The sequence below is a fragment of the Candidatus Eisenbacteria bacterium genome (assembly GCA_013140805.1).
Lineage (GTDB): Bacteria > Eisenbacteria > RBG-16-71-46 > RBG-16-71-46 > RBG-16-71-46 > JABFRW01.
Window position 1 is genome coordinate 1 of record JABFRW010000186.1, and the last position, 17141, is coordinate 17141.

General features: G+C 68.2%; 17 protein-coding genes and 1 tRNA gene. All 18 read left to right on the forward strand.

Annotated elements, in window-relative coordinates:
- Positions 1 to 619 (forward strand): DNA repair protein RecN (locus HOP12_14195; protein NOT35291.1); only part of this gene is annotated, 619 nt, incomplete at its 5' end.
- A 21-nt stretch (positions 620 to 640) separates the two neighbouring features.
- On the forward strand, positions 641 to 2107 hold the full coding sequence (gene trpE, locus HOP12_14200; protein NOT35292.1) for an anthranilate synthase component I: 1467 nt from the start codon (positions 641 to 643) through the stop codon (positions 2105 to 2107).
- The gene (locus HOP12_14205; protein ID NOT35293.1) at positions 2104 to 2694 is read left to right on the forward strand and encodes an aminodeoxychorismate/anthranilate synthase component II; all 591 of its coding nucleotides are present in this window, start codon (positions 2104 to 2106) and stop codon (positions 2692 to 2694) included. The genes trpE and HOP12_14205 overlap by 4 nt, the downstream gene beginning before the upstream one ends.
- Positions 2664 to 3698 carry an anthranilate phosphoribosyltransferase gene (trpD, locus tag HOP12_14210; GenBank protein NOT35294.1) on the forward strand — a complete coding sequence of 345 codons (1035 nt, stop codon included), beginning with the start codon at positions 2664 to 2666 and terminating at the stop codon, positions 3696 to 3698. The genes HOP12_14205 and trpD overlap by 31 nt, the downstream gene beginning before the upstream one ends.
- 14 nt (positions 3699 to 3712) lie before the next feature.
- Positions 3713 to 4321: a zinc-ribbon domain-containing protein gene (locus HOP12_14215; protein ID NOT35295.1), complete on the forward strand. Its 609-nt coding sequence runs from the start codon at positions 3713 to 3715 to the stop codon at positions 4319 to 4321.
- On the forward strand, positions 4318 to 5139 hold the full coding sequence (gene trpC / locus HOP12_14220; GenBank protein ID NOT35296.1) for an indole-3-glycerol phosphate synthase TrpC: 822 nt from the start codon (positions 4318 to 4320) through the stop codon (positions 5137 to 5139). The genes HOP12_14215 and trpC overlap by 4 nt, the downstream gene beginning before the upstream one ends.
- Positions 5136 to 5777 carry a phosphoribosylanthranilate isomerase gene (locus tag HOP12_14225; GenBank protein ID NOT35297.1) on the forward strand — a complete coding sequence of 214 codons (642 nt, stop codon included), beginning with the start codon at positions 5136 to 5138 and terminating at the stop codon, positions 5775 to 5777. The genes trpC and HOP12_14225 overlap by 4 nt, the downstream gene beginning before the upstream one ends.
- Complete coding sequence (gene trpB, locus HOP12_14230; protein ID NOT35298.1) at positions 5758 to 6960, forward strand: tryptophan synthase subunit beta; 1203 nt, start codon at positions 5758 to 5760, stop codon at positions 6958 to 6960. The genes HOP12_14225 and trpB overlap by 20 nt, the downstream gene beginning before the upstream one ends.
- Entirely contained in the window at positions 6957 to 7673 is a 717-nt protein-coding gene (locus HOP12_14235; protein NOT35299.1) for a hypothetical protein, read from the forward strand. The genes trpB and HOP12_14235 overlap by 4 nt, the downstream gene beginning before the upstream one ends.
- A 22-nt stretch (positions 7674 to 7695) precedes the next feature.
- Positions 7696 to 7772 (forward strand) — tRNA-Arg (locus HOP12_14240).
- A gap of 23 nt (positions 7773 to 7795) precedes the next feature.
- Entirely contained in the window at positions 7796 to 8866 is a 1071-nt protein-coding gene (locus tag HOP12_14245; protein ID NOT35300.1) for a ubiquinone/menaquinone biosynthesis methyltransferase, read from the forward strand.
- A 72-nt stretch (positions 8867 to 8938) separates the two neighbouring features.
- Positions 8939 to 9955, forward strand: a complete 1017-nt coding sequence (locus HOP12_14250) for a sensor domain-containing diguanylate cyclase (protein NOT35301.1) — start codon at positions 8939 to 8941, stop codon at positions 9953 to 9955.
- 106 nt (positions 9956 to 10061) lie between these two features.
- Positions 10062 to 11099 carry a Gfo/Idh/MocA family oxidoreductase gene (locus tag HOP12_14255; GenBank protein ID NOT35302.1) on the forward strand — a complete coding sequence of 346 codons (1038 nt, stop codon included), beginning with the start codon at positions 10062 to 10064 and terminating at the stop codon, positions 11097 to 11099.
- On the forward strand, positions 11096 to 11854 hold the full coding sequence (locus tag HOP12_14260) for an N-acetyltransferase (GenBank protein NOT35303.1): 759 nt from the start codon (positions 11096 to 11098) through the stop codon (positions 11852 to 11854). The genes HOP12_14255 and HOP12_14260 overlap by 4 nt, the downstream gene beginning before the upstream one ends.
- A gap of 61 nt (positions 11855 to 11915) precedes the next feature.
- Positions 11916 to 13022, forward strand: a complete 1107-nt coding sequence (locus tag HOP12_14265) for a DegT/DnrJ/EryC1/StrS family aminotransferase (protein ID NOT35304.1) — start codon at positions 11916 to 11918, stop codon at positions 13020 to 13022.
- A 106-nt stretch (positions 13023 to 13128) separates the two neighbouring features.
- Positions 13129 to 15069 (forward strand): PAS domain S-box protein, encoded by a 1941-nt coding sequence (locus HOP12_14270; protein NOT35305.1) that lies wholly within the window; start codon positions 13129 to 13131, stop codon positions 15067 to 15069.
- Positions 15066 to 16505 (forward strand): sigma-54-dependent Fis family transcriptional regulator, encoded by a 1440-nt coding sequence (locus tag HOP12_14275; GenBank protein ID NOT35306.1) that lies wholly within the window; start codon positions 15066 to 15068, stop codon positions 16503 to 16505. The genes HOP12_14270 and HOP12_14275 overlap by 4 nt, the downstream gene beginning before the upstream one ends.
- Positions 16506 to 16582: 77 nt before the next feature.
- A complete protein-coding gene (locus HOP12_14280) occupies positions 16583 to 17119 on the forward strand; it encodes an LptE family protein (GenBank protein ID NOT35307.1) in 537 nt (178 codons plus the stop codon).
- Positions 17120 to 17141: the final 22 nt, after the last annotated feature.

The following is a 17141-nucleotide window of genomic DNA, read 5'->3' on the forward strand; positions in this document are numbered from 1 at the left end:
GGCAGGCCATGCGCTCACCCAGCGGCGGCGCGCGGCCGCGCGGGTGTGGGGGCCACGCCTGGCGACGGAGCTCGCTCCGCTCGGCATGCCGCACGCCGAGCTGTCGTTCGAGGTTGGAGCGCCCGAGGTGGCATCTGACCCTTCGGGGCCGCGACCCGCGGCACGCATCGAGTCGATTCTCGGACCGGTTGCGCTCCAGTTCACCGCAAATCCGGGCGAACCCGCGCGCGCGCTCGCCCGCATCGCCTCGGGAGGCGAGCTGTCACGCGTCATGCTGGCGCTCAAGAGCGTGATCGAGAGCCGCGATCGCGTTGACCTGTTGTTTTTCGACGAAGTAGATTCCGGGATCGGGGGAGTGGTCGCACAGGCCGTCGGAGAGCGCCTGAGTCGCCTCGCCCGGCATCGCCAGATCGTCTGCGTCACGCATCTTCCGCTCATCGCGGCGCTCGCCGACCACCATTTGAGCGTGGTCAAGCGGGTCGACGCGGGGCGCACACTCGCCCGGATCCAGCCGGTCGAACACGAGGATCGGGTCGCCGAAATCGCGCGCATGCTGGCCGGCGATCGCGTCACCGACACCACCCGCAAGCAGGCCCGCGAGTTGCTCGCCCATCGCTGATCGAGGGAGTCCAGAACCCGCATGATCGTTCCGACCCGCTCCGAGTTCGCCGCGCTGGCCCGCGGGGGACGGCTGGTTCCCGTGTACCGGGAGGTCTTCGCCGACTTCGAGACCCCGGTCTCGGCGTTTCGAAAAGTCGACTCGGGCGCCTATTCGTTTCTGCTCGAGAGCGTCGAGGGCGGAGAGAAGTGGGGCCGCTACTCGCTGCTCGGCAGCCGCCCCTCCAAGGTGTTCGTGGCTCGGGGCGGACGCGCGGAGCTGATCGAGAACGGAGCGAGCCGTGCGCTCGAAGGGCACCCACGCGCGGCGTTGCAGCGACTGCTCGAAGAGCATCAGGCGGTCGCGCTGCCGGGCCTGCCGCGGTTCTGTGGCGGCGCGGTGGGCTTCATGGGTTACGACGTGGTGCGATGGTTCGAACGCGTGCCGGAGCACCCGCACGCCGACGACACGATCCCCGATGCGGTGCTGATGTTCGGCGACGTGGTGAGCGTGTTCGACAACTTGTCGCACACGATGAAGGTCGTGACGCATGCGCGGGCCGGATCCGATCCGCCCGCGGCCTACGACGCGGCCGTCGCACGCCTCGAAGCCGAGGTTGCACGACTGCGCGCGCCCCTGCCCTGGAATGAGCCGCGACGCGGCCAGCCACTACCCGAGCCGCGCTCGACCATGACGCGGGAGAGTTACTGCCGAGCCGTCGATGTCGCGAAGGAACACATCCGCGCCGGCGACATCTTCCAGGCGGTGCTGAGCCACCGCATGAGTGTCGCAGTGGGTCACGATGCGTTCGAGGCTTATCGCGCGCTGCGCGTGACGAACCCCTCGCCCTACATGTACTTCCTCAAGCTCGGCGAGCTGGCGATCGCGGGTTCGTCGCCTGAGGTGCTGGTGCGGAAGACCGATGCGCTGGTCGAGGTCCGGCCGATCGCTGGCACCCGTCCCCGCGGTCGTACTCCCGAAGAGGACCGCGAACTCGAGGCCGAGCTGCGCGCGAACGAGAAGGAGTGCGCCGAGCACGTGATGCTGGTCGACCTGGGGCGTAACGACGTCGGCCGCGTCGCGCAGTACGGCTCGGTCGAAACCAACGAGCGCATGAGCGTCGAGCGCTACTCGCAGGTCATGCACCTGGTCTCCAATGTGCGCGGTCAGGTGCGCCCGGACGCCACACCGCTCGACATCGTCGCCGCGTGCTTTCCCGCCGGCACCGTGTCGGGGGCCCCGAAAGTGCGGGCGATGGAGATCATCTCGAGCCTCGAGCCCTCGCCTCGCGGGGTGTATGCGGGTGCGGTCGGGCACTTCGACTATCATGGCAACCTCGATCTGTGCATCGCGATCCGCACGCTCGTCTATCGAAACGGCGAGGCGACGTGGGGCGCCGGCGCCGGCATCGTTGCCGACTCGGAGCCCGAGCGCGAGTGGGAGGAGACGCTGAACAAGGGTCGTGCGTTGTGGCTGGCGGTACAGCGGGCCGAGCAGGGACTCGCATGATCGCGGTCATCGACAACTACGACTCCTTCACCTACAACCTGGTGCAGTATCTGGGCACCCTCGGTGCCGAGCTGCAGGTGACACGCAACGACGCGATCACCGTCGAAGCGCTCGCCGAGCTCGCGCCCGAAGGCATCGTGATCTCGCCGGGGCCCGGGCAGCCGCGCGACGCCGGCATCTCGGAAGACGTGATCCGCCACTTCTCGGGTCGTGTGCCGGTGCTCGGCGTGTGTCTGGGCCATCAGGGCATCGGAGAGGTATTCGGAGGTCGCGTGGTTCGGGCCACCAAGCTGATGCACGGCAAGACCAGCCCGGTGCTCCACCAGGGCCGTGGGCTGTTCGCAGGCATCGACAACCCGTTCGAGGCCACGCGCTACCATTCGTTGATCGTCGAGCGCGAGGGACTGCCCGCGATTCTGGAAGTCATCGCCTGGACGCCCGACGGCGAAATCATGGGGCTCAAGCATCGAGAGCACGAGACCTGGGGCGTTCAGTTCCACCCCGAGTCGGTGCTGACGGCGCCGGGACTCAAGCTGATGGAGAACTTCCTCGTGTTGTGCCGCCAGGCCAAGGAGACCACGACGTGATTCAGACGGCGATCGCGCACCTTCTCGACGGAACCGCGATCTCGCGCGAAGAAGGCCGCGCGGTGATGGAGCAGATCCTCGCGGGCGACGCGACTTCGGCGCAGATCGCCGGCTTCGCGATCGCGTTGCGCATGCGCGGCGAAACACCCGACGTGCTGGCGGGGATGTCGGAGGCCATGCGGGGCCGCGTCGCTCCATTGCGCACCCGCCGCAGCCCGCTGCTCGACACCTGCGGCACAGGTGGTGACAACGCCGGCACGTTCAACATCTCGACCACCGTCGCGATCGTGACCGCGGCGTGCGGAGTCGCGGTGGCGAAGCACGGCAATCGCGCGGTCTCGAGCCGCGCCGGCAGCGCCGACGTTCTGGAAGCGCTCGGCGTGCGAATCGACCTGACCCCCGAAGATGCGGGGCGCTCGCTCGACCTGCTCGGCATCACGTTCCTGTTCGCGCCCCACTACCACACCGCGCTCCGGCATGCGGCCGGACCGCGACGCGAGCTGGGCGTGCGCACCGTCTTCAACGTGCTCGGCCCGCTCACCAACCCGGCCGGCGCCCATCGCCAGTTGCTCGGCGTCTACGCCGACAGCCTGGTGCGCCCGATCGCCGAGGTGCTCCATCGACTCGGCAGCGAACGCGCCTGGGTGGTGCACGGACGCGACGGACTCGACGAACTGACGGTGTTCGCCAAGTCACACGTCGCCGAGCTCGACCGCGGAGCGATCCGCGAATTCGAAGTCGACCCGGCCGAGTTCGGCCTGCTGCACACTGATCGCTCCGGAGTCGCCGGCGGCGACGCGAGCGAGAACGCCACGCGCATTCGAGCGGTGCTCGAGGGCGAGAAAGGCGCGGCGCGCGACATCGTCGTGCTGAACACCGGCGCCGCCCTGGTGGTCGCAGGAGTCGCGCGCGATCTGGGCGAGGGCATCACGAGTGCTCAGCAGGCGATCGATCGCGGCACCGCGGCCGCCAAGCTCGGCGACATGGCGTCGCTGCGCATCTAGCGGGGGAGGGGCTCGTGTTCTGTTCCCGCTGTGGCCGAGAGGTGCAGCCCAACGCCATCTATTGCTCGAACTGCGGGGCGGCGCTGGCACCCACGGGCGCGCCGATCATGGCCGCGGAGCCGTTCGCCGCTGTGCAGCCCGTGGTGACCGCGGAGCCGCTCGCGACCTCTCCGAGATACGCCGGTTTCTGGCGGCGCTTCTTCGCGCTGTGGGTGGACTCGCTCCTGCTGTGCGTGCTTCAGCTTCCGGTCTCGCTCACGATCGGCCAGGACCTGCCGTTCCTGTTCGGCAGTAACGGGCTCCCGGACTTCGACGCACTGACCGCATCGATCGGCGCCCTCGCGCTGACAAACGCCTGCACCTTGTTGATCAGCTGGCTGTATTACGCGCTGCTCGAGAGTTCCGCGACTCAGGCGACACTCGGCAAGTTGCTGCTCGGCGTTCGCGTCACCGATCTCGAAGGCCGCCGCATCGGCTTCGGCCGCGCTTCCCTGCGGTGGCTGGCGCGCTTCGTCAGCAATCTGACGTTCGGAATCGGCTACGTGATGGCCGCATTCACGAGCCGACGCCAGACGCTGCACGACCTGATGACGAACACGCTGGTCGTCAAGGGGCGTCCGTGAGCGGTCCCGGCATCCTCGAGCAGATCGCGGCGGCCCGCCGGCCACGCATCGAGCGGCTCAAGGTCGAGCGCCCGCCGCACGAGCTGCGCGCGCGGCTCTCGCGAACCCGGCCGATCGGGCGACTCGAACGTGCGCTGAGGCGCGCGCGCCCCTCCGATCCGCTGCGCATGATCTGCGAGGTCAAGCACACCTCGCCGTCGAGGGGAGTGCTCGACGCGAACGTGGACCCGGTGGCGCGCGCGCGCGCCTTCGAACTCGGGGGAGCGGCCGCGATCTCGCTCGTGACCGAACCGGATTTCTTTCACGGCGATCTCGGCTGGATCGACGCGGTGCGTCCACACGTCACGATCCCGCTGCTGCTCAAGGATTTTGTCTTCGACTCCTATCAGCTGCTCGATGCCGCCGCGCGCGGTGCCGACGGCGTGCTGCTGATCGCGGCGATGTTGTCGGAAGTCTCGATGCAGCGACTCATCAGCGACGCGCGACTGCTGGGGCTCGACGCACTGGTCGAGGTGCACGACGGGGGCGAATTGAATGCCGCGCTGCGAGCCGGAGCGACCATCGTCGGCATCAATCATCGCGATTTGCAGACCTTCGAAGTCGACCTCTCGCTGTCCGAACGATTGCTGCCCGAGATTCCCGGTCACGTCGCGACGGTCGCCGAGAGCGGCATCAGCCGGCCCGAGGACCTCGCTCGACTGCGTGCGACGCGCTGCGACTCGGTGCTGATGGGCGAGGTGTTCATGACCAGTCTCGACCCGACCGCGACGCTCGCGACCCTGGCGGCGGCTGCGCGGGGTGAGGGCGCCGGGGCGTGACCGCCGCGCGGCACACGATCGTGAAGGTGTGCGGGCTGACGCGGTTCGAGGACGCCGAGCACGCGATCGCATGCGGGGCCGACTGGCTGGGCTTCATCGTCTCGGCCGGCGGCCCGCGTGAGATCGGCGCCGACGGCATGGCCGCGGTCGTGAGCCGTTTGCCGGGTGCGACCGGCGTGGCGGTGCTCGCCGCCGTGTCGCCGCGCGAGGCTCTGACGCTCGCGCAGCGCGCCGGCGCCTCGCGACTGCAGTTGCATCGCGTCAGTCCCTCCACATGGCCGGCCGACTTCCCGCTGCCATGCGCGTTCGTCGCCGCGGTCGACGCGGACGGGCGACTGATCGGCGAGCTCGCACCGCCGCCTCATCTGGTGCATCTCGATGCCGCGCATCCCACGCTCACCGGCGGCACCGGCGTGACGCTTCCGTGGGCGCGGCTGCCGGGGCTGTGCGGTGATCGGCCCTTCATGCTCGCCGGCGGGCTCGACGGCTCCAACGTGGCGGAGGCGATCGCGATCGCCCACCCGTTCGGCGTCGACGCGGCCTCGCGCCTCGAATACTCGCCCGGAATCAAGGACCCGGACAGGGTGAAGCGCTTCGTCGAAGCGGCGCGCCTCGCCGATGAGCGTTCCCGTGGCTGAGCCCGATCGCCCCGGCCATTTCGGGCCCTACGGGGGTCGCTACGTTCCCGAGACGCTGATCCATGCGCTCGATGCGCTGACCGACGAGTACGCGCGAGCGTGCGCCGACCCCGAGTTTCAGCGCACGCTCGATCAGGCGCTCCACGAGTTCGCCGGTCGCCCGACTCCGCTGGTCGAGGCGCGGCGCTTCTCGGAACGAGCGGGCTGCCGGGTGTTCCTCAAGCGCGAAGATCTGCTCCACACCGGCGCGCACAAGATCAACAACACGATCGGCCAGTGTCTGCTCACGAAACGCATGGGCAAGCCGCGCGTGATCGCCGAGACCGGAGCCGGACAGCACGGAGTAGCGACCGCCGCCGCGGCCGCACGCTTCGGGCTCGAGTGCGTGGTCTACATGGGCAGCGAGGATGTGAGGCGCCAGCGTCTGAACGTGCAGCGCATGAAGCTGCTCGGCGCCGACGTGCGCGAGGTCGACTCGGGCAGCCGCACGCTCAAGGACGCGATCAACGAGGCACTGCGCGACTGGGTGACCTCGGTGCGCACCACGCACTACGTGCTGGGCTCCGTGCTGGGCCCGCACCCGTTTCCGACCATGGTGCGCGACTTCCACCGCGTGATCGGCCTCGAAGCACGCGCGCAGTTCGAACGGCAGGAGGGCGGGCTGCCCGATCTGCTGGTCGCGTGCGTGGGCGGGGGCAGCAACGCGATCGGGCTCTTTCATGCATTCCTCGATGTGGCCCAGGTGCGCAAGGTCGGTGTGGAAGCCGGTGGGCTCGGCCTCGCGAGCGGCCGCCATGCCGCGCGCTTCGCCGACCCCAGCGTCGGCGTGCTTCACGGAACCCGGACACTGCTCCTTCAGGACGCGCGCGGCATGATTCGCGAAACCCACTCGGTGTCCGCGGGGTTAGACTATCCGGCGCTCGGGCCCGAGCACGCGTGGCTCGCGGATCGAGGGCTGGCGACCTACTCGCACGCCACGGACGCCGAGGCGCTCGACGCCTTCGAGGCGCTGTCCCGCGACGAGGGCATTCTGCCGGCGCTCGAGAGTGCGCACGCGCTGGCGTGGGTGGTCCGAGAGGGTCGCGCGCTCGGCGCGAAGACGCGCGTCATCGTCAATCTGTCGGGCCGAGGCGACAAGGACGTCGAAGAGGTGCTGCGTGTGAGGCGGGAGGGCAGCGCATGAACGCGGTCCGAGGCAGTCGCATGCTCGTTCACGCGACGCGTGCGCTGGCGTTTGCGACGGCATGCGCGGCCCTGGCACTCGTGCCGCTCGCCAGCTGTACGAAGGGAACCGTGTTCACGCGCCCCGCGCCGGTCGCGGCGGTTCTGCACGCGGCGAGCCCGAGCGAGCTCCTCCGGTTGGTCGAACACGCATGGAACACATTCGACCCGGACGAGTACGAGCGGACGCTGACCGACGACTTTCGTTTCGCGTTCGCCGCCGGCGACACCGTTGCACACGCGTGGCAGAACACGCCGTGGTCCGCGGTCGACGAGCGAGTCTTCTTCCGCCACCTGACGAGTGGCGGCGATTCGACTCTGCCGGTGACAGCGATCACGCTGGTGACGGCACAGACGCCGACCTTCTTCCCGGATCCGAGGGCGGGGCACGGGGACACTCGATTCCGCGCCATGACCCGCACGCCGTTGACGCTCGACGTGACCGACGTCGAGGGCATTCAGCTGAACATCACCGGCTACGCGGTGTTCTACCTGGTCCGTGGCGATTCGGCGACGCTCTCGGCCGAGCGTCGCGCGGGGCTCGAACGACCCGACTCGACGTGCTGGTTCCTGGAGCGCTGGGAGGATGAGACGGTTCCGCAGTCGGCCCGCTTCGCGGCGCCGCAACCGGCCCGTTCCACGACGCTGGGACAGTTGAAGACCCTTTACCGCTAGTGTGCTATAAACGCTGCCCGCTGCGCCCGTAGCTCAATTGGATAGAGCGTTAGCCTCCGGAGCTAAAGGTTACAGGTTCGATTCCTGTCGGGCGCACCACCTTTCCTGCGGCCGGCCCCTCGATGCCATCGACCGACGATCCCACGCACCAGTCACGCTTCGCCCCGCAGGCGTCGCGCGCGATGGCCGGCATGTTCGACGACGTCTCGGGCCGGTACGACCTGCTCAACCGCCTCATGACGCTCGGGCAGGACGGTGCCTGGCGCGCGGCGATGTGGCGCGAGGTGCCCGAGGAAGCACGGGTGGTGCTGGACCTGTGTACAGGCAGCGGCGTGTCGCTGCCGGGGCTGCGGCGAGCAGGCCGAACCGTGATCGGCATGGACGTGAGCCTGCGGATGCTGGAACACGCGCAGGATGCCTACGGAGGTGCGGGCTGGGCGCCGCGCTTCGCGTGCGCCGACGGCTTTCGGCTGCCGGTTCGAGACCAGGCCCTGAGCGCGATCACGATCGCGTTCGGTATCAGAAACTTACGGCCGCGACCTCTCGCGATCGCTGAGCTTGCAAGGGTGCTCGAACCGGACGGCACGCTCGTGATTCTCGAGGCGGCGGCCCCCCGGGGCGGCGCGTTCGCGCCAGTTCACGCCGCGCATCTCAGGCACGTCGTTCCGGCGCTCGGTCGCCTCTCTCCGGACCCGTCCGCCTACCGCTATCTGAGCGACTCCATCTTCGAGTTCGGTGACGGGACGGAATTCGAGCGCGAGCTGGAAGCGGCCGGATTTCGCATCACGACGCGCCGCTCGTTCCTGCTCGGCGCCACCCGATTGTGGACGGCGCGACGTTCGGGCCCGGCGCTCGAGCTCGGTCACGGCGGGCAGGAAAGTGCGTCGAGTGCCCCAGCACCCGTGCACCTCGCAATGGGGCGCGCGGGCTTTGCGCAGCGTTCGCTCGCCGAGCGGGCCGATCGCGATGCCGAGGCCGCGGCGTGGGCGCTTTCACAGACGCTGGTCTCGGCTGCGCTGACCTTCGCGCTGGTGTGGGGCGGACGGGAGTTCGCCAAGTCGGCTGCTCTCTTGCCGCTATCGCCGTCCCATCGACCGCTGGTGTGGCTCCTGATCGGGGTGGGAGTGATCGCATTCGGCGCCCGCACGTGCTTGCTCGGCTTGCGTTTGCTGCGACTCAGCGCACGCGAATGAGGCTTTTCGGACGGTGGCATACGGGTTGCCTAACTTTTGTGGGATTTCCCCCAGCACACCCGGAAGGACGCCATGTCGCTCCCGTCTCGAGAACGGATGCTCGATTCGCTGCTCGAACTGTGTCGCCGCCATTCCGGGCGCACGCGCGAGGAGGCGATCGCCCTGTGCCTGCGGACGGCGATCCAGGTTTCGGGGGCTCATAGCGCCTTCCTCGTGGTGCCCGAGAACCGGCGCTACGAACGATTCGTGCTCAAGCGTGGCGAGGTCACGCCCGTGAGCTCGGGAGCCGTACTCGCCGACAGCGCCCTCGCGCACGCCCTGCATCGGGACGGGGTGCCGATCGCGGTCGCAAATCTCGCCGCGGATCCGAGGATCAGCCCCGACGAACGTGGGGAGGACCTCGAGCCGGGCCCCGGTGTGTGCGTCCCGCTGCGTGTGCGGGAGCGCGATCGCGGCTACCTCGCCGTGGTGCGCGATGCCGACGCACCGGGATTCGAGGACGAGGACGTGCGCGTGCTGGTCATGCTGACGGCGTGGCTGATGCTCGCGCTCGAGAACCTGCGGCTCACGCTGAGCGTGAAGACGCTCGCGGTGACCGACGATCTGACGCGCGTCTACAACTACCGATTCCTCAAGAGCGCGCTCAAGCGCGAGGTCAAACGGGCGGCACGCTACAGCCAGGAGTTGTCAGTGATCATGCTCGACGTCGACAATCTCAAGTCGTACAACGACCGTCACGGACACCTGCGCGGCAGCTACCTGTTGCGCGAGATGGCGGGGCTGCTGGCCGAAAAGGTGCGCTCGTGGGACCTGGTCGCCAAGTACGGCGGCGACGAGTTCACGATCATCCTTCCGCAGACGCCGATCGACGGTGCGATCACGGCGGCCGAGCGCCTGCGAGCCGCAATCGCCGACCACGCGTTTCCGCTCGCCGCGCAGGGCCAGATCACGATCAGCGGCGGCGTGGCCACCTTCCCGGCCGACGGCGATACCCCGAGTGCGCTGATCCGGTCCGCGGATCACGCGCTGTATGCCGCCAAGAAACTGGGCCGCAATTGCGTGATGACGTTCCGCAGCGAGGCGGCCTAGTGTGCGCGTTGCCGCCCCCCGCATGCGCTGCTAAGCTCCGCCGCCTCGCGCGCCGCGGAAGCGTTGCATCCGCCGATCCCCGATTGCCGTCACCGGAGAGTCCTCGATGAGCCAGCCGATCGGCATTGCCGTGGTCGGAACCGGCGATTGGGGCGCCAACCTGGTTCGCAACTTTGCGAGTCTTCCGGGCGCCCGGCTGGTCGCGGTGTGCGACGCGGATCCCGAGCGCCTGCAGAAGTCCGCGGCACTCTACCCGCAGGCGCGCGCCGTGCGCTCGGCCGACGACATCGCCTCGGCTCCGGACGTTCAGGGCGTGGTGATCGCGGCGCCGGCGGTCTCGCACTACGCGATCGCGCGACAGATGCTCGAAGCCGGCAAGGACGTCTACGTCGAGAAGCCCCTCACGCTCGAGGTCGCGCACGCGGAGGAACTGGTGGCGCTGGCGCGCCATCGCGAGCGCATCCTCATGGTCGGGCACCTGCTGCTGTTTCACCCCGCGGTGCGCTACCTGAAGGACATGGTCACGCGCGGTGAACTGGGCGAGCTCTACTACCTGTATTCGCAGCGCGTGAATCTCGGCAAGGTGCGGCGCGACGAGAACGCGCTGTGGAGCTTCGCCCCGCACGACCTGTCGGTGATCCTGCACCTGATCGGCGAGGAGCCGATCGACGTCGTCGCGCGCGGCTCGGCGTTTCTGCAGTCGCACATCGAGGACGTGGTGTTCGTGGATCTGCGGTTCGCGAATGGACGCATGGCTCACGTACACGTCTCATGGCTCGACCCGCACAAGATTCGCAAGTTCACCGTGGTCGGAAGTCGCAAGATGGTGGTGTTCGACGACATGGACGCGAGCGAGAAGCTGCGCATCTACGACAAGGGCGTGGATCGCGGCGGCGAAGTGGTGAGCTACGGCGATTCGCTCACGGTTCGCAGCGGCGACATCCTGGTCCCGAAGCTGTCGTTGCAGGAGCCGTTGCGGCTCGAGTGTGCTCACTTCGTCGACTGCGTCCGCGAGCGTCGCGAGCCGCTCACCGACGGTGCGAACGGGCTGGCCGTGGTGCGAGTGCTGGCCGCGGCGCAGGCTTCGCTCGAGGCGGGCGGCGCTCCGATTCCGCTGCATCCCGCCGGCGCGGGCGTGTCATGAGCACGACCGTTCATCCCTCGGCCCAGGTCGGCGCCGGCACCACGTTCGGCGAGCATTGCGTGATCGGCGACGGCGTGACGATCGGGAGCGGCTGCCGGATCGGTCATCATGTCGTGATCCACGACGGCACCCGGATCGGCAACGACGTGCGCATCGACGACCAGGCGAATCTGGGCAAGCGACCGATGCGAGCCGCGAACTCGGCCACCACCAAGGAACAGGAGCTGGCGCCGCTCTCGCTCGGCGATCAGTGCATCGTCGGAACCGGCGTCATCCTGTACCGGGGTGCCGCGATCGACGCGCGCGTCTTGATGGCGGACCTGTGCACGGTGCGCGAGAACGTGACGATCGGGCGCGGCACCATCGTAGGTCGCGGTGTGACGATCGAGAACGTGTGCTCGATCGGCCGCTACTGCAAGCTCGAGAGCGAGTGCTACATCACGGCGTATTCGACACTCGAGGATCGGGTGTTCATCGCGCCCGGCGTCGTGACGTCGAACGACAACTTCGTCGGCCGCACCGCCGAACGCTTCAAGCACTTCAAGGGTGTGACCGTGAAACGCGGGGGTCGCGTCGGCGCCGGTACCGTGCTGCTGCCCGGCGTGACGGTCGGAGAGGATGGACTGGTGGCGGCCGGATCGGTGGTGACCCGCGACGTACCGGCCCGCACGATCGTGATGGGAAGCCCCGCGCGGCCGCTGCGCGAGGTCCCGGTCGAACAATGGCTCGAAAACCAGGGCTGGACCGACGCCTGAGCGCCGGACACCCGTGAACCGCATGGAGAACCGCATGACCCCGACGCCGGTGAAAACCGGGATGAGCGTTCCGCTCCTCGATCTGCAGGCGCAGTACGCCACCTTGAAGGACGACATGGATGCGGCGATCCATCGCGTGCTCGACAGCGCGCGGTTCATCGGCGGCCCCGAAGTCACCGGGCTCGAGACCGAGATCGCCCGCTACAGCCAGAGCCCGCATGCGATCGCGTGCGCGTCGGGCACCGACGCGCTGATCCTCGCGTTGCGCGCGGTCGGCGTCGGCCCCGGCGACGAAGTGGTGACGACCGGCTATTCGTTCTTCGCCACCGCCGGCACGGTCGTGAACATCGGCGCGACTCCGGTGTTCGTCGATATCGACCCCCGGACCTACAACGTGGATCCGCACCGGCTCGAAGCCGCGATCACGCCGCGCACCAAAGCGGTGATCGCCGTGCATCTCTACGGACAGTGCTGCGATCTGACCGTGGTGAAGGCGGTGTGCGACAAGCACGACCTCTACCTGATCGAGGATGCGGCGCAGGCGATCGGTTCGGAGTGGGAGGGGAAGCGCGCGGGGTCGGTCGGCGACTTCGGATGCTTCTCGTTCTTCCCGTCCAAGAATCTCGGCGGCGCCGGCGACGGCGGCATGGTGACGGCGCAGGACGAGGCGCTCGCCGATCGCGTGCGCCTGCTGCGGGAACACGGCGCGCGGCCCAAGTACTACCACTCGATCGTCGGCACCAACTCGCGCCTCGACGCGATCCAGGCCGCGATCCTGCGAGTCAAGCTCAAGCACCTCGACCGCTGGAGCGAAGCGCGCGCACGCAACGCGGCGCTCTACAACAAGCTGTTCGAGGGCACGCGCGTCGGCCGGCCGTACCACGACCCGCGCAGTCGCCACATCTACAACCAGTACGTCGTCCGGTTCGAGAATCGCGAGGGGCTGCGCCAGCACCTGAACGATCGGCAGGTCGGCAACGAGGTCTATTATCCGGTGCCGCTGCACCTTCAGCAGTGCTTCGCGAACCTCGGCTACAAGCCCGGTGATCTGCCGCAATCGGAGGCAGCGGCGAACGAAACGCTTGCGCTTCCGATCTATCCCGAATTGACGGAGGACCAGATTCGATACACCGCATCCACGGTGATCGAGTTCACCGACCGCAGCTGAGACCCTCGCGCGTGCCGCCAACACCCCGCCCTGCGGCGGTGCGCGTGCGATCGTCACGAACCCCGCTGCCGGCCCACCCCTGGGTCGGAGGCGCCGAAGTACTGGCATGGCCTCCGAGACCCGCGCTTCACTCGATGATCTGCTGCGCCGCGTGGACGAAGTCCGCGGCCTGGCGCCGTCGTCCTCGCTCGCGACCCCGGTTGCGGCGGGTGATGCCGGTGCGCTCATCGGCGTGGTCGAAACCCTGGTCGAAGAGCTGGAACGCAGCCATCGCCGACTGATCGAGACCAACGTGCAGCTGGTGTCGTTGCGCGAAGTCGCGAGCCGCATGGTCGCGACGCACGATGCGGCGGGCACCACGCGCACCGTGACGCGCTTCCTTGCCCGCGCGTTCGGCTATCCGCACGCCTTCCTGTTGCTCCTCGATCGCGATCGCGGCGTGCTGGAAGGCACCTGGACCGCGATCGAGGGAGGGCGCGAGCACAACCACGCCTTCGAGCTGACGGCGAGAGGGGACCGGGGCGCCGCACTGCGCGCGCTGTGGATGCATCGCTCGATGCTGTGGCACGACGCGCAGCGCCACGCTCCGTTCGCATTGCCGAACGGCCATCCACTCGACGAAGTGCTGGCGGGACTCGGCTCGGTCGCGTGCGTTCCGCTGCAGCGCAGCCAGTCGCTGCTGCCGCGCGGTGAGACACACGAAGTGTGCGGCGCCCGCTGCGTGCTCGGCGATGCCGGCATGCTCGCCCCGCCGCCCGGACGCGGCGCCGACGACTGGGCGCTGTCGCGCGAGGAACGTCAGCAGCATTGCCTGCAATGCGAGTGGATGCCGGTGCTGGGGCTGATCGGACTCGCACGCTCGCGGCGCGACGTCGCGCTGACCGCGGCCGATCTCACGCTGCTCGAGTCCATCGCGCTTTCGGTTGCGCCCATGGTCGAGAACGCGAGGCTCACGCAGGATCTGCGCCGCAGCGAGCGTTTTCGCTTCCACGTCCTCGACAGCATGGCGAGCGCACTGGTCGCGGTCGATCTGCAGGGCGCGGTGCTCACCATCAACCGGGCGGCCGAACAGTTGCTGGGCTGGACTGCCGACGAGATCGTGGGGCGCCCGTTCGGCGCATGCGCGGGGGAGGACGGCGAACGGCTGCTTCAGGCGGCACTCGACACCGGACGTGAAGCGATGCGGCAGGAGACCATGCTGCGCGGCCGGGACGGAACGCCGATTCCGGTCAGCCTCACGACTTCGCTATTGCGGAACGAGAAGCGCTCCGTGTACGGCGCGATCGCCACGTTCGTGGACCTGACTCCGCTCAAGCGCGCGGAGGAACGCGTGCGCTCGCAGGACCGGCTGGCCGCACTCGGCCGCTTCACCTCGAGCGTGGCGCACGAGATCCGCAATCCGCTCACCGGCATCGCCGCCGGCGTCCAGTACTTCGAACGCTCGCTGGATCTCCCCGAGGCACGCGAGAACGTCGAGTTCATCCTGAGTGAGATCCGCCGCCTCGATCGGATCGTGCAGGACTTGTTCGACGTCACGCATCCGCGCGGGCTGCAGCGCCTCGCGCAGCCGCTCGATGGCACGATCAAGCGCTCGCTTCAGTCGCTCGAGGCGTTGCTCGTGAGCCGGGGCGTGACGGTTCGGGTCGTGGTCGCGCCGATGACGCCGCCGCCGCCACACGACGCGGACTCCATGCAGCAGGTGCTCATCAACCTGATCAAGAACGCGGCCGAGGCCTCCCCGCCGGGGTCCGAGGTTCGGGTCTCGATCGCGCCCGGGCCGGCGGAAGGCGAGATCGCACTCAATGCCGCACCGCCGAGCGTGGTGGTGCGCATCACCGACCTCGGCCATGGCATCGACCCCGAACACCTCGCGACGTTGTTCGAACCGTTCTTCACCACCAAGCCCGGCGGGACCGGGCTCGGGCTGTATATCTGCCACGACATCATGAAGCGCCACGGTGGCGCATTGACCGTCCAGAGCACCTCCGGGCGCGGCACCACGTTCACGCTCGAATTGCCGATGGACTTCGAGGGAGACCCGTCATGAGCAAGGCGAACATCCTCCTGGTGGACGACCAGGACTCCATCCGGCATTTCGTCGGAAAGGCGCTCGAGGCCGAAGGCTTCACGGTTCGAGCGCTGGGGTCGTTGAAGGAAGCCCGTCACGCGATCGAGCAGGAGATGCCGGATCTGGCGCTGCTGGATCTCAAGCTGCCGGACGGCAGCGGACTCGAGTTGCTGAAAGAGATCAAGCGCATGCAGCCCGAGGTGACGGTCATTCTCATGACGGCGTTCGGAGAGCTGGAAACCGCGGTCGAAGCCATGTCGAGCGGCGCGTTCTGGTTCGTGAAGAAGCCGTTTCAGAACGAGGAACTGCTGGCGCTGGTGGAGCGCGGCCTCGAGTCCCAGAAGCTGTGGATCGAGCTACGGCGCCTCCGCCACCACGCCTTCTCGGATGAAGACCACCTGCGCTCCGAGAGCCCGGGCATGCAGGAGTCCTACACCATCGCCGAGCAGGTCGCGCGCGGCGACACCACCAGCGTGCTGATCGCGGGGGAGAGCGGAACCGGCAAGGAGTACTTCGCGAATCTGATCCACCGGGTCAGCGCGCGCCACGACAAGCCGTTCGTCGAGATCAACTGCGCCGCGATTCCGCGCGAGCTGCTCGAGAGCGAACTGTTCGGGCACGAGAAGGGCGCGTTCACGGACGCACGCAATCAGAAGCTCGGGCTGATGGAGCTTGCGAACAACGGTACCCTGTTCCTCGACGAAATCGGCGAGATGAGCCCGATGCTCCAGGTGAAGCTGCTACGGGTGCTGGAGCGCCGCACCTTCAAGCGCGTCGGCGGCACCAAGGACATCAGCGTGAACCTGCGCATCATCTCGGCCACCAACCAGAATCTCGAGCGCATGGTCGCCGAGGGCCAGTTCCGCGAGGACCTCTATTACCGCCTCAAAGTGGTGCCGCTGTGGGTGCCGCCGCTGCGCGAACGCCGCGAGGACATCCTGCCGCTCTCGAGGCTGTTCATGGAGCGCTTCGCACGTCAGTTCAAGAAGGGCTTCCGAGACATCTCGCCGGCCGCCGCGAACCTGCTCATGGAGTACCCGTGGCCGGGCAACATCCGGGAGCTGCGCAATCTGTTCGAACGCACGGTGCTGCTCGAGACCGCGGAGATGCTGGAACCGCGTCACCTGAAGATCGCACCGCGCGCGCGCACCAGCGAGGCGGTCACGCTCGGCCATCGAGTGGACGACTGGCTCATCGGCCCGGTGCCGCAGAGCGGGATTCCGTTCGAGTCGCTGGTCGAGGAGCTCGAGCGAGCCTTGATCGTCAAGGCCTCCTGTGCTACCAAGTGGAATCAGAGTCGCACCGCCGAGATGCTTCAGGTCAAGCGCGACAAGCTCCGATACCGCATGAAGCTGTTCGGTCTCGAGCCGCCGCACGACGCCGAGCAGAGTGGAACCTCGGACCGCGCCGCCTGAGTCCGCTTCGCCCGCGTCCGCTGTCGAGCACCCGGCCGCCCGGCGGTCGGGTGCTCGTGTTTTCGGGGAGGAAGTCGGTGATCGAATACGGCGCAGGTGGGACCCGATTCGGCCGGTGGCTCGCCGTCGCCTCGCTGAGCCTCGGGCTTGCGAGTGGGTGCGCCTACACCACCAGCACCGCCTTGCTGCCGGCGCACCTCAAGTCGGTTGCGATCCCGGTGTTCGAGAACGGCACCAGCGAGTATCAGATCGAGCGTACGCTCACCGACGTCGTGATCGAACGCTTCGTTTCCGACAATCACCTTCGCATCGTGGACGAGAAGAGTGCCGACCTGGTGATTCGCGGCCGCATCCGTTCCTATCGAAATGCCGTGTTCGGTTTCAACACCGCCGCCAACGCGCAGGAGTATCGCGTGACGGTCGGCGTCGAAGTCACCGCGCGTGATCGCGTAAAGAATCGCGAGATGTGGCACCTCGACGATCTGGTGCGCACCGCGAACTACTACGTGGTGCCGGTCCCGGGCGCCGAAGCGACCGACGAAATCGGCGGTCGCAGCGCCGCCCTCAAGAAGATTGCCGATGAAATCCTCGCGCGAACCGTCGAAGGCTGGTAGCCGCGCCGGCGGGGGCCCTGGC